Origin of the sequence: Pandoraea aquatica, assembly GCF_902459565.1 — a bacterium.
GTDB lineage: Bacteria > Pseudomonadota > Gammaproteobacteria > Burkholderiales > Burkholderiaceae > Pandoraea > Pandoraea aquatica.
Map to the genome: position 1 here is coordinate 337799 of NZ_CABPSN010000003.1, position 12996 is coordinate 350794.

Here is a 12996-nt window from a genome sequence, read left to right on the forward strand (position 1 = left end):
GTCTGTGATTTTTCTGTCGAGAGCCGAAGCCGACATGTCGTCAAACGAGTCGTCCTTGCCTATGTCTTCCTTATCTGCCAGTGAACCCTCAGGGACCGTCGCGAGCTTTGCGCCGGTCACGCCGCCGCCGCGTCTGCGCCTGTCCGACATGGTCTACGAGCAACTGGAGACGATGGTCGTCGAAGGTCGGCTCGCACCGGGCTCGGCGCTGCCGTCCGAGCGGGATCTGGCGCAGCAGATGGGGGTGTCGCGCCCGTCGTTGCGCGAAGCGCTGTTGCGGCTGGAGTCACGCGGGCTGATCGTCGGCCGGGCCGGCGGCGGCTATCTCGTCGCCAACGCCAGCCAGCCGCTGCTCGCCGAGCCGCTCTCGCAATTGATGTCGCGACACAGCAAGACCGTCGACGATGTGCTGGAGATGCGCGAAGTGCTCGAAGCCAAGGCTGTGGAACTGGCGGCCGAGCGCGCGACGCCGGAAGACATCGCCCGACTCGCACAGGCCCTCGAAGCGCTGGAAGCGGCCTATGCCACCGGTCGCGATGGTCTGGACGGGGAGGGCGACGCGCGCGGCCAGTCGTTGCTCACCCGCGTGCCTGAACTGGATGCCCATTTCCATCTGGCGCTGGCCGAGGCGACGCACAACCTCGTACTGGTGCATCTGATGCACGCGATCTTCGAATTGCTGCGTGGTTCGGTCGTCGACAATTACCGCGCGATCGTCGGACACGGTGCCGATCTGGCGGAGCTGATCGATCAGCATCGACGCATCTTCAATGCCGTGGCGTCGCACGATGCCGGTAGCGCGCAACGTTCGCTGCGCGAGCACCTCACCTTCATCCGCAACAACTCGGGCGACGTCGAGCCGGTCTGACCCCGATTTATCGCGTCGGCGGGGCCCTCGCCCGAGGGCAAACCCCACCCGCCAAAACCTCATCGTTTTCCCTGACCTTCCCGCTGCGTGACGTCCGTCGCCCAGGGGCAGTTGCGCCGACGCTCAGGCGTGGCACGCCCCGTAATGGCGCGGTTTACCTCAGTTTCCGAGTTATCGAGCGCTTACGTCAGATGCTGCCGCGCGTCGCCTTACCCACGCACCCGACACCGATATGCGGGCGCTTTCGGGTTGACAGTGGTTCGGCCATCGACTAATTTTGGAACCATAAAAAATACTTAATTCGATATATTGAATCTTGTATATCAGATTCAAAGTGTCGAACCGGCCCCGGCAGGACCTGTGAGATTTCCGGGTAGGGGACGGCGCGGCACGGGATTCATCGGAGACATCAGTGGGTAAGTACACATTTCCTTTTGGGCAGTTTTCGTGCGACGTTGAGTCCGCACCGGCTGCCCTGTCGTATCCGCCGTCAGTGGCCACGCGAGACATGCGTGCCCTGGGGTGTTCCTCATCTCCCTGCCGCCCGTTGTGGGCAGGCGATCTGGCGATCACGCGTCCGCGAGGCGCGCCCGCCTGAGTGATGGGATCAGGTCTGCGATGCGATCCGAGCGGTCCATCGCGATACGCCGACAGCGCAGGCCGATCCGCACTCGAATTTGTTCACCAGTCACCCTTCGGCAGCCGGCAACTTGCCGGCGCGGACCCTGAAAAGTCTGCGTCGCCGCGCCGAAGAGGGGACCGGAAGGGTCCTTTGGCACTTCCGAGAGTCAGTCAGCCGGGGCTTTAGCCCTGCGAGCCTGCCGCCAGGCAGTGCTCCGCGATCAAGCGGCCAAGCATGAGCCGCACGCAACGCCAGGAGGCGTGCCGTCTGCGCGACATCCCCGATCTCGGTCGGGGCGCGCGACAGCACGCGATGACGGCGGGCACCGCACAACGAAAACGCGGGCCGTCGTCAATCGTCTGACAGGAACAGGAGGCAAGTCATGCAAGCAGCTGCGCAACCGGAGGAGAAGACCTCTTTTCTGGGAGGGCGCTGGTCACAACTGGTGATCGGCATCATCTGTATGGGCCTTGTGGCCAATTTGCAGTATTCGTGGACGTTGTTCGTCGAGCCGATGCAAGCGAAGCACAACTGGGGCATCGCGGCGATTCAGGTGGCGTTCTCGATCTTCATCGTGGTGGAAACGTGGCTGGTCCCGATCGAGGGCTGGCTGGTGGATCGCTTCGGGCCGCGTCCCGTGGTGGCCGGCGGCGCGGTTTGCGTCGGGCTGTCGTGGATCATGTATTCCTACGCCGAATCGCTGACCGTGCTCTATACGGCGGCTGTCATTGCCGGTATCGGTGCAGGTTGCGTGTACGGCACGTGCGTGGGTAATGCGCTGAAGTGGTTCCCGGACAAGCGCGGTCTGGCGGCCGGTCTGACGGCGGCGGGTTTCGGTGCGGGCGCTGCCATCACCGTGATTCCGATTGCGAACATGATCAAAGCGTCGGGTTATGAAGCTGCGTTCTTCAACTTCGGCATCGTGCAAGGCGTGGCGATCTTCATCCTCGCACTGCTGCTGGTGAAGCCGCGTGCCCCGAAGGGTGTGACGGTGTCGCGCCGCAATCTGGCGACGAAGCAGGATTACACGTCGGGCCAGATGATTCGCACGCCGGTGTTCTGGGTGATCTACATCTGCTTCGTTGCAGTGGCGGCCGGTGGTCTGATGGCTACGGCGCAGATCGGCCCGATCGCGAAGGACTATGGCATTGCTTCGATGCCGATGACGCTGTTCGGCGCAACGCTGCCGCTGCTGACGATGACGCTGTCCATCGACAATCTGTGCAACGGCTTTACGCGTCCGCTGTGCGGCTTCGTCTCGGACAAGATCGGTCGTGAGAACGCCATGTTCGTCATCTTCCTCGGTGAAGGCGTGGCGATGCTCGGTCTGATGCACTTCGGTCAGAACCCGTACATGTTCGTGTTCTTCGCGGCGATGACCTTCCTGTGCTGGGGCGAAATCTTCTCGATCTTCCCGGCGCTGTGTGCGGACACGTTCGGCAGCAAGAACGCCGCGTCGAACGCAGGTACGCTGTACACCGCCAAGGGCACGGCCGCGTTGCTGGTGCCGCTGGCGTCGGTGCTGGCGGTCGGCGGTCACTGGGATCGTGTGTTCATTGCGGCGGCAAGCATCAGTATCGTGGCGGCAGTGGGTGCGAAGTTCGTGCTCGCCCCGATGCGCCGTCGCTGGATCGAATCCGAAAACAGCAACGTCGCAAAGACGTCGACGAGCCCGTCGGTGGCGATGGGTGCACCTGCCAGCGAGTAAGGTCGCAGCAGGCTGCTGTATCGGTTCTCAGCGGTATTGATGACAGGGAAACGGGGTGCCGGAAACGGTGCCCCGTTTTTCATTTGAGCGCTGGTCTTTTGTCGATGTCGATCGATTCGGACGTAGAAAAAAAAAGCCCGTCAATGACGGGCTTTTCTGTGTTTTGGCTCCTCGACCTGGGCTCGAACCAGGGACCTACGGATTAACAGTCCGGCGCTCTACCGACTGAGCTATCGAGGATCAAACTGGGCAGTCGCACACCGCTGTAACGATGTGCCGACTAAAACAAAGGCCTCGCGGGAGCGAGGCCATCGCTTCGGTATTCTTGGCTCCCCGACCTGGGCTCGAACCAGGGACCTACGGATTAACAGTCCGGCGCTCTACCAACTGAGCTATCGGGGATCAAAAGAGAAAGCGATTATAGTGGCGGTTTTTACACACTGTCAACACTCCGGACGCATTTTTTATGCGTCCGTCATGCGAATTCCGCCAGTCGTGCTCGCGGCTCAGCGCTCGAGCAGATGGAGCTTTTCCTTGACGTCTTTCCAGTCGTCCGCATCGGCGAGCGACGGCTTCGTCTTGGTGATGCTCGGCCAGCCCGGCGAGAGGTCGGCGTTGAGCTTGATGAATTCCTGCTGGTCGCCCGGCACGTCCTCTTCGGCATAAATGGCATTCACCGGGCACTCGGCCACGCAGACCGCGCAATCAATGCACTCGTCCGGATCGATGGACAGGAAGTTCGGGCCTTCGCGGAAGCAGTCCACGGGGCAAACGTCCACACAGTCGGTGAATTTACATTTGATGCAGCTTTCGGTGACAACGTGCGTCATGCCAACTCCAGAGTAGGGCGCAAAACGGCTTCGATCGGCCGTTAAAGCGCGTATTGTAACGCAGCCCGCCATTGCTGGTGCGAGAGCCGAACGGGTGTTGCCGTTGGGCCTCGGGTGCGACTCGCGAGCTTCCGCACGCCCCACCGCAAGGCGCAGCATGATCCCCGCTGTGATCCCTTAGTGCATTGGGGATGATGTGATACGTGACACCGCTTTGCGGTACGATGCCAGCTGTTCCTGTGCGCTGCCCGTCAACAAGCATTCCGAGCGTATGAAAGTACGCGTGAACGTTCGGCAGCGTTCGATGCTTTCTCATGAGTGCTCCACGCGGAGCCTGTCGTCATGATCATCACGTCGCTGCTCGATACCGATCTCTACAAGTTCACGATGATGCAGGTCGTTCTGCATCACTTTCCTGCGGCTCAGGTCGAATACCGCTTCAAGTGCCGCACCGAAGGTGTCGACCTTACGCCGTACGTCGATGAGATCCGTGACGAGATTCGCCTGCTGTGCGGGCTTCGCTTCACAGAATCGGAGCTGCGCTATCTCGGCGCTATGCGCTTCATCAAGAGCGACTTCATCGACTTCCTCGACCTGTTCCATCTGAACGAGAAGTACATCACGGTCACGCCGTCGCCGAAGGGGAACGGCGAGATCGACATCGAAATTCGCGGGCCCTGGCTGCACACGATTCTCTTCGAGATTCCGGTGCTCGCCATCGTCAACGAGGTGTATTTCCGCAATACGCAGCGCGCGCCCGCGTATGAGGAAGGGCGTCAGCGTCTCAAGGACAAGATTTGCATGCTGGCCGAGCCGGCCGATTACCGTGATTGCAAAATCGCCGATTACGGGACGCGTCGCCGTTTCTCGAAAGAGTGGCACGAGGAAGTGATACACACACTTCGCGACGAACTCGGCGAGCAGTTCGCGGGTACGAGCAACGTGTACTACGCGTCGAAGCTTGGGCTCACGCCGCTGGGCACGATGGCGCACGAGTATCTTCAGGCGTGTCAGGCGCTGGGGCCGCGTCTGCGCGATTCGCAGATTTTCGGCTTCGAGACGTGGGCGAAGGAGTATCGCGGCGACCTCGGGATCGCGCTCTCCGATGTCTACGGCATGTCCGCCTTCCTGCGCGACTTCGACATGTACTTCTGCAAGCTTTTCGACGGCGCACGCCACGATTCGGGCGATCCGTTCGCGTGGGGCGAGCGTTTGCTGGAGCACTACGCGCAGAATCGCGTCGACTCGCATACCAAGACCATGATCTTCTCGGACGGTCTGGATATTCCGAAGGTGTTGCAGCTTTTCGAGCGCTTCCGCGACCGCTGCAAACTGGCCTTCGGCGTTGGGACGAACCTGACCAACGACCTCGGCTATCAGCCGCTGCAAATCGTCATCAAGATGGTGCGTTGCAACGGTCAGCCGGTGGCCAAGCTGTCGGATTCGCCGGGCAAGAATATGTGCGAGGACGACGCTTACCTGGCGTATCTGCGTCAGGTGTTCGAGATCGCACCGTTGCCGGAAAAGGCGAAGTGATCCGAAGGCGGGTACAGACGATTCCGATAGTGCGCGAACGCCCGTCGCGTCGGCAGACCCAGCCGCTATAATTGCGCATCGCCCGCCGGACTCAGGCCCGGTGGCTTCGAGAGACGACACAGTGACGACGCCGGCCGCAGACCGGCGCGTCGGCTTCACAGGACAGCCCATGGATACCTCCGACGCTCGCAATCGCATCTTCGCCCGCATTCGCAACGCCCAGCATCGTCCCGATGCCGCCCGAGCGAACGAGCAGGCGGCGGCCGAGGACTATCTGGCGCGTCACCCGCAGGGACCGCGTCCGGCGATGTCCGGCGACATCATGGCGACGTTCATCGCCAAGGCCGAAGCCCTGTCGACGACGATCAACCGTGTTCCCGCCATGAGCGACGTGCCGGCCGCAGCCAGCACGTATTTGCAGGCGAACGGCCTGACCACCCGCGCGGTGGCTTGGCCGACGCTACGCTCGCTCGATTGGGCAAGCGCGGGTTGCGAAGTGGAATTCCGTAAGCCGCACGGCGACGATCTCGTCGGCATCACCGGCTGCTTCTGCGCGATTGCCGAGACCGGCGCGCTGATGATGATGTCGGGACCGGAGACATTTGCGTCGGCCACGCTGCTGCCCGAGACGCACATCGCCGTGGTGCCTGCGTCGCGCGTCGTCGCGGGGCACGAAGACGGCTTTGCGTTGATGCGCAGCGAGCGAGGGCAACTCTCGCGCGCGACCAATTTCATTGCGGGCCCGTCGCGGACCGCCGATATCGAACAGACGCTGGTGCTGGGGGCGCATGGCCCCTACCGCGTCCACCTCATCATTGTCGACGGCGCTTAAGTAGCGCCGCGTCGCGCAGACGATCGATCCGGCGCGCGACGTATCGACTTCGACTTTCTCACCCGCCCGCGTGGATTCACGACAGCGGGGCGCAAGACTTGCGCAAAGCGACCGAATGCCGAAGGCATCGGTCCTTTCGGAGAACACACATCATTGTTTTGGGATTTATCCCAAGGTCGTGCCATTAGGGGCACTCCGGCGCTGACGGCGACTCGTACGCAGTCGACCATCAATCACTAGGAACCAGAAACAATGCATAAGGGGATTTGGGGAGCACTCACGGCGGCGGGGCTGGCATTGGCAAGCCCTGCGGCTTTTGCTGCCGGACCGGACGGCGCACAACTCGTCGCCTGGTGGGGGCTGCCGTTTGCCGGACTGCTGCTGTCGATCGCGCTCGGACCGCTGTTGGCGCCCGCGTTCTGGCACCACCACTTCGGCAAGATCGCGGCATTCTGGGGCGCAGCCTTCCTGCTGCCGTTCGCGCTGGTCTTCGGTGCCGGGGCGGCGTGGTACGGGGCCGTTCACGCGGTCGTCGCGGAGTACATTCCGTTCGTCGTGCTGCTCACGGCGTTGTTCACGACGGCGGGTGGCATCTGTGTGCACGGCAACCTGCGCGGCGGGCCGTGGCTCAACACCGGGCTGCTGGCGCTGGGCACGGTGCTGGCGAGCATCATGGGGACGACCGGCGCGGCCATGCTGCTGATTCGTCCGCTGATTCGCGCGAACGACAACCGCAAACACAATGTGCACGTCGTCGTCTTCTTCATCTTCCTCGTGGCCAACGCCGGTGGTTCGCTGACTCCTTTGGGCGATCCGCCGCTGTTCCTCGGTTTCCTGCAAGGGGTCGATTTCTTCTGGACGACCGCGCATATCTGGCCGGAAACGCTGTTTATCTGTGCCGTATTGCTGGTGCTGTTCTTCATCATCGACGCTTATCACTTCCGTCAGAAGAACGAACGTCAGATCGACGAGCTGGATCCGACGCCGCACGCCGCACCACTGCGACTCGAAGGCAAACGTAACTTCATTCTGCTCGCCGCCGCCGTCGGTCTGGTGCTGATGAGCGGTATCTGGAAGCCGGGTGTCTCGTTCGATGTGTTCGGCACGCCGGTCGCCTTGCAGAACCTGGCACGTGACGTTGGCCTGGTGGTGGTGACGCTGATCTCCCTGGCGATCACACCGCGCACGGCGCGCGAAGGCAACGGCTTCAACTGGGAGCCGATGAAAGAGGTTGCCAAGCTGTTCGCGGGCATCTTCCTGACGATCATTCCTGTGGTGGCGATTCTGCGTGCGGGCGAAGCCGGTGCGCTGGGCTGGGTGATTCGTCTCGTGACGGGGCCGGGCGGTGCGCCCGATAACGTCATGTACTTCTGGGCGACGGGGCTGTTGTCGTCGTTCCTGGATAATGCGCCGACGTATCTGGTGTTCTTCAATACGGCGGGCGGCGACGCGGCGTCGCTGATGACGACCGGTGCGGCGACGCTGGCGGCGATCTCGGCAGGTGCCGTGTTCATGGGCGCGAATACCTATATCGGTAACGCCCCGAACTTCATGGTGAAGGCCATTGCAGAGCAACGCGGCATTCGCATGCCGAGCTTCTTTGGCTATATGCTGTGGTCGGGCGCGATTCTGCTGCCGCTGTTCGTTGTGATGACCCTGATATTCTTCTGAGCCGCGATTTACACCGCAATATGGCCTAAGCAGCCACGCGGCCAACCTTTGCGAGACAACTGGTGAAACCGAAGATCCTGGTAGCCCGAGCCATTTTCCCGGACGTGATCGAGCGTCTGGCGCAGTACTTCGACGTCGAGCGTAACGATGCCGACACGGTGTTTTCGAGCGATGAGCTGCGTGCGCGTCTGGCCGACAAGGCCGGTGCGATCACCACGGCGAGCGAACGCATTGATGCGTCGGTCCTTGCCAGTGCGCCGAATCTGCGTGTGGTGGCCAACATGGCCGTGGGCTACAACAACTTCGATATCGAAGCGATGACGGCCGCAGGCGTCATGGCGACGAACACCCCCGATGTGCTCAACGAGACGACCGCCGATTTCGGTTGGGCGTTGCTGATGGCGACGGCGCGTCGCGTGACAGAGTCCGAGCGCTGGTTACGTGAGGGGCACTGGGACAAGTGGGCTTACGACATGTTCCTGGGCGCCGACGTGCATGGCAGCACGCTGGGTATCGTCGGCATGGGGCGCATCGGTCAGGCGATTGCGCGTCGTGCCATGGGCTTCAACATGCGGGTGGTGTATCACAATCGCTCGCGTCTCGATGCCGCGACGGAAGCCGCATGCAAGGCGAGCTATGTCGACAAGGACACGCTGCTGCGCACGGCCGATCACGTCATTCTCGTCTTGCCGTATTCGAGCGCGACGCATCACACCATCGGTGCCGCAGAGTTGGCACTGATGAAGCCGACGGCCACGCTCGTGAATCTGGCACGTGGCGGCATCGTCGACGATGCTGCGCTCGCGGCGGCGCTGGCGAAGAAGCAGATCGCCGCGGCGGGTCTCGACGTGTTCGAAGGTGAGCCGAAGGTGCATCCCGATTTGCTGAAGGTGTCGAATGTCGTGCTGACGCCGCACATCGCAAGCGCGTCGGCCGCGACACGCCGGGGTATGGCAAGTCTGGCAGCCGACAATCTGATTGCGGCGCTGGGCTTCGGGGCGGCAGCAGGCAAGCCGCCTTGCCTGCTCAATCCGGCGGCGCGTAAGTCGTAAGCCACGTCGGCGGTGAAGTGGGCGAGTTAGAGAAAGAGTCAACGGGAGTCGCAACGCGATGGTCGAGATGGTGTTGGTAGCGCTGGCGGCGCTGAATTTGTTGGTGATGATCGCGATTGCGGTGAAGGTCTGGCAGCGCGGCGGCGATGCGTCGTTGCGCGCGACGCTCAACGACTCGCTCACCAACGTGCGTGACGATCTGCTGCACGCGGCGGACCGCAGCGAACGCGGGCTGCGTCAGGAGTTCGCCGAAACGGCACGCGCGGGTCGTGGTGAGCAGAGCGCACAAATGGCACAGTTCCAGCAAACGCTCGCAGCGCAGATGACGAGCGTCGCCACGGTGCAGAACAATCAAATCGACGGCTTCGCGCAGCAGCTTGCGAAGCTCACCGAGTCCAACGCCGCACAGTTGGAAGCGATTCGTCAGAGTCTGGTGCTCAATGGCCAGCAGATGCGCGAAGAGCAGACGTCGACGCTGCGTCGCTTCGGCGAAGCGCAACATCAGCAACTCACGCAACTGTCCGAAGGCAACGAGCGACGTCTGGCCGAAGTGCGTGCCACGCTTGAGCAGAAGCTCAAGGACATCGAAGTCAACAATGCGGCAAAGCTCGAAGAAATGCGTCGCACGGTCGACGAGAAGCTGCATGCCACCCTCGAACAGCGTCTCGGCGAGTCGTTCAAGCTGGTGTCGGATCGTCTGGAACAGGTGCATCGCGGGCTTGGTGAAATGCAGACGCTCGCTGCAGGCGTGGGCGATCTCAAGCGCGTGCTGACCAACGTGAAGACGCGCGGCATCTGGGGCGAAGTGCAGTTGCAGGCGCTGCTCGAACAGTTGCTCACGCCCGAGCAGTACGCGAAGAACGTGGCGACACGTCCGGGCAGTACCGAACGTGTGGAATTTGCGATCGCCTTGCCGGGGCAGAGTGGCGACAGCAACAAGCCGGTCTGGCTGCCGATCGATGCCAAGTTCCCGCGCGAGGACTACGAGCGTCTGCTCGATGCGCAGGAGCGCGCCGATCCGGTCGCGGTCGAAGAGGCGTCGAAGGCGCTGGAAACGCGTATTCGTCTGGAAGCGAAGACGATTGCAGACAAGTATCTGGCACCGCCGCATACGACCGATTTCGCCCTGCTGTTCCTGCCGACGGAAGGGCTGTATGCCGAAGTGCTGCGACGTCCGGGACTCTCTGATCTGCTGCAACGCGAATATCGCGTGACGGTGGCAGGACCGACGACCCTGACGGCGTTGCTCAACAGTCTTCAGATGGGTTTCCGCACGTTGGCTATCGAACGACGTTCCAGCGAAGTCTGGCAGGTGCTGGGTGCGGTGAAGACTGAGTTCACCAAGTTCGGCGATGTGCTCGCCAGAACCAAGTCGCAGTTGGAAACCGTGACGCGTTCCATCGACAAGGCGGAAGTCCGTACCCGGGCGATGGCGCGTCAGCTCAAGGCCGTCGAAGCACTGCCCGGCGAGCAGGCTGTCGAGCTGCTGGGCGTCGAGATGGAACCGGACGAAGAAGACTGATCGGTCTGCTCGACGGTCTCGCCAAATGCAAAGCGCCCTGAATTCTCAGGGCGCTTTTTTATTCAGGACGCTTCAATACACGTCAGGTTCAGACCGCTTTTCGACCTTCGGCAAATTGTGTGAGGGCGTCGCCCGTCATGCGGACGACGCGCCAGTCGGGCAGGACCGTTGCGCCCTGCGCCTCGTAGAAGTCGATGGCCGGTTGATTCCAGTCGAGCACGGTCCATTCGAAGCGTCCGCAATTGCGCTCGATGGCGATGCGCGCAAGCTGACGCAAGACCGCTTGTCCCACGCCCCGGCCGCGCATCGTCGGCTGCACGTAGACGTCTTCCAGATACAGCCCCCGGCGGGCGAGGAACGTCGAGAAGTTGTGGAAGTAGATGGCGTAGCCGACCGGCACGCCATCCCACTCGGCCATCAGGCACTCGGCGGCGGGCGTCGCACCGAACAGCGCCTCGTGCACGCTCTCAGGCGTTGCCTCGAAGATATCGAGCAACTTTTCGAAGACAGCCAACTCTCGCATCAGGCCGTGGATTGCGCCGACGTCGTCGGCGGTCGCAGCGCGCAGGGTCAGGGACATCGGTTAGTACTCTTCTTCCGGCGCGTCGCTCAGCGCGATCTCGATGCCGCCGAACTTCACCGCCACCCAGTTGTACAGATGGCAGGCGATCCAGAGCAGCACGAAGCCGACGATGGCGTTGAGTACCAGCGCGGAAATGATCGCGAGGCCCGGCAGTTCGCCGTAGCGGATGAACGCCGCCAGGAAGGCGAGCAGAACCAGCGGAATGCTGAAGGTGAGGTAGACCAGCACCAGCGCTTTGGCCGTCTGGCCGGGACTGATGTACGTGATCTGTTTTTTCGTTGTCATTGCCGTGTGCTTTCGGTTTGTGTGGTGCTGGCATCGTCGAAGCGCCGACGTCAGCGATATTTCGTTATTGCGTTGCTTCGCTTTTTGGGTGGAATTCGATTGCGCTTGTGCTGACCTGAGTGTCGGGTTTGTCGTTACACCAGACCGTCGAATGCGATGACGTCGACCAGCTCTCCGGCGGCGACGTCGCCACGTTCGGTGCCCAGCGAGACGAAGCAGTTCGCTTCGCTCATCGTGCGCAGGATGCCCGCGCTTTGCGCGTCGGCAACGGTGACTTGCCAGCGACCCTGAGCATCCGCAGCGAGGATGCCGCGCAGAAACTCGGTGCGCCCCGGGCGCTTGGCGATGGCGTTGGACGTGGGGACGGGCAGGCACGGCGTGACTTGCGGCTCGGCGCCCATGAGCACGAACAGGCCGTCGCGCACCAGATGGTAGAACGACGCCATCACCGCAGCCGGGTTGCCCGGCAGGCCGAACAGCAGGGCACGTTTGCCCTCGCTTTCCAGTTCGCCGAAAGCAAACGGACGGCCCGGGCGCATCGCCATCTTCCAGAACACGACGTTGCCCAGACGCGTCATCATTTCGCGCGTGAAATCGGCTTCGCCCACGGACACACCGCCTGAGGTAATGACGGCGTCGGCCTCGCGGCACGCGGTGCGCAAGGTGTCTTCGATGGCTTGAGGGTCGTCGCGTACGACCCCCAGATCCAGCACTTCGACACCCAATCGTTGCAGCATGCCGAAGAGCGTATAGCGATTGCTGTCGTACAGATTACCCGGTGCCAGCGGTTCGCCGACCGAGCGGAGTTCGTCGCCGGTCGAGAAGAAGGCGACGCGAATGCGTCGGCGCACGGGGACTTCCGCAATGCCCAGCGACGCCAGCAAGCCGAGCGCCGCCGGTCGCAGTCGCTTGCCGGCATGCAGGGCAGTATGGCCTGCGGCCAGATCTTCCCCGACATGACGCACGTGACGGCCGGGCGCGACAGCGGCTGCGTCGAAGGTGACGATTTCGGTGTCGCCTTCGCGTTGTACCTGTTCCTGGGGGATGACGGTGTCGCAACCGGCGGGCAGCAGCGCGCCGGTCATGATGCGCACGCATTCGCCTGCGGCCGTCACACCGTCGAACGGATGACCTGCAAACGAGCGGCCGGCGACACGCAGACGGACTTCACCGCCAGCGGCCAGTGCGCTGCCGGCGAATGCATAGCCGTCCATCGCAGCGTTTTCGAACGCGGGGACGTCGAGCGGCGATACGACATCGCGACCGAGCACGCGGCCCAGTGCGCTGCGCACAGTGACCTGCTCGATGGCGGATACGGGACTCGCGGTGCGCGCAATGATGGCGCGCGCCGCTTCGACCGTCATGTGGTTAGGGTCGTAGTCCGGCAAGCCGGCCAGGGCTTCGTCAAGTGTTGTCATCGGTTTGGCGTCGTCATCCGGCACGTACCCGGCATGAATCCCGTAAAAGCGGTGGCGACGGATCGGGCT

General features: G+C 62.5%; 11 protein-coding genes and 2 tRNA genes. 7 read left to right on the top strand and 6 right to left on the bottom strand.

From position 1 onward, the window contains the following. The first annotated feature begins 61 nt into the window (after positions 1–61). Both PAQ31011_RS12305 and oxlT read left to right on the top strand, forming a co-directional pair. Positions 62–868 (top strand): FadR/GntR family transcriptional regulator, encoded by an 807-nt coding sequence (locus PAQ31011_RS12305; protein ID WP_174990095.1) that lies wholly within the window; start codon positions 62–64, stop codon positions 866–868. 1004 nt (positions 869–1872) lie between these two features. After that, positions 1873–3198 carry an oxalate/formate MFS antiporter gene (gene oxlT, locus PAQ31011_RS12310; protein ID WP_150576107.1) on the top strand — a complete coding sequence of 442 codons (1326 nt, stop codon included), beginning with the start codon at positions 1873–1875 and terminating at the stop codon, positions 3196–3198. A gap of 164 nt (positions 3199–3362) precedes the next feature. Here oxlT and PAQ31011_RS12315 read toward each other — a convergent pair. The 3 genes from PAQ31011_RS12315 to fdxA form a co-directional block, all read right to left on the bottom strand. After that, positions 3363–3438: transfer RNA gene (locus PAQ31011_RS12315), tRNA-Asn, on the bottom strand. A gap of 86 nt (positions 3439–3524) precedes the next feature. After that, positions 3525–3600 (bottom strand) — tRNA-Asn (locus PAQ31011_RS12320). A 104-nt stretch (positions 3601–3704) separates the two neighbouring features. Next, positions 3705–4028: a ferredoxin FdxA gene (gene fdxA, locus PAQ31011_RS12325; protein ID WP_150576108.1), complete on the bottom strand. Its 324-nt coding sequence runs from the start codon at positions 4026–4028 to the stop codon at positions 3705–3707. 342 nt (positions 4029–4370) lie between these two features. On the opposite strand from fdxA, the gene pncB reads away from it, so the two are divergent. From pncB to PAQ31011_RS12350, 5 genes are all read left to right on the top strand, one after another. Further along, positions 4371–5564, top strand: coding sequence for a nicotinate phosphoribosyltransferase (pncB, locus tag PAQ31011_RS12330; RefSeq protein WP_150576109.1), 1194 nt, complete (start codon positions 4371–4373; stop codon positions 5562–5564). 169 nt (positions 5565–5733) lie between these two features. Further along, positions 5734–6396 (top strand): LutC/YkgG family protein, encoded by a 663-nt coding sequence (locus PAQ31011_RS12335; protein WP_150576110.1) that lies wholly within the window; start codon positions 5734–5736, stop codon positions 6394–6396. Between the two features lie 252 nt (positions 6397–6648). Continuing rightward, complete coding sequence (locus PAQ31011_RS12340; protein WP_150576111.1) at positions 6649–8067, top strand: sodium:proton antiporter; 1419 nt, start codon at positions 6649–6651, stop codon at positions 8065–8067. Between the two features lie 59 nt (positions 8068–8126). Continuing rightward, positions 8127–9119: a 2-hydroxyacid dehydrogenase gene (locus PAQ31011_RS12345; RefSeq protein ID WP_174990117.1), complete on the top strand. Its 993-nt coding sequence runs from the start codon at positions 8127–8129 to the stop codon at positions 9117–9119. A 58-nt stretch (positions 9120–9177) separates the two neighbouring features. Then, the gene (locus tag PAQ31011_RS12350; protein WP_150576113.1) at positions 9178–10641 is read left to right on the top strand and encodes a DNA recombination protein RmuC; all 1464 of its coding nucleotides are present in this window, start codon (positions 9178–9180) and stop codon (positions 10639–10641) included. A gap of 88 nt (positions 10642–10729) precedes the next feature. Here the strand turns inward: PAQ31011_RS12350 and PAQ31011_RS12355 are convergent, their stop codons facing one another. The 3 genes from PAQ31011_RS12355 to moeA all read right to left on the bottom strand — a co-directional run bounded on the left by PAQ31011_RS12355 (position 10730) and on the right by moeA (position 12927). After that, positions 10730–11221, bottom strand: a complete 492-nt coding sequence (locus PAQ31011_RS12355; RefSeq protein WP_150576114.1) for a GNAT family N-acetyltransferase — start codon at positions 11219–11221, stop codon at positions 10730–10732. 3 nt (positions 11222–11224) lie between these two features. Beyond that, positions 11225–11509, bottom strand: a complete 285-nt coding sequence (locus PAQ31011_RS12360; protein WP_039401268.1) for a hypothetical protein — start codon at positions 11507–11509, stop codon at positions 11225–11227. Between the two features lie 134 nt (positions 11510–11643). Further along, a complete protein-coding gene (gene moeA, locus PAQ31011_RS12365) occupies positions 11644–12927 on the bottom strand; it encodes a molybdopterin molybdotransferase MoeA (protein WP_150576115.1) in 1284 nt (427 codons plus the stop codon). Positions 12928–12996 lie beyond the last annotated feature (69 nt).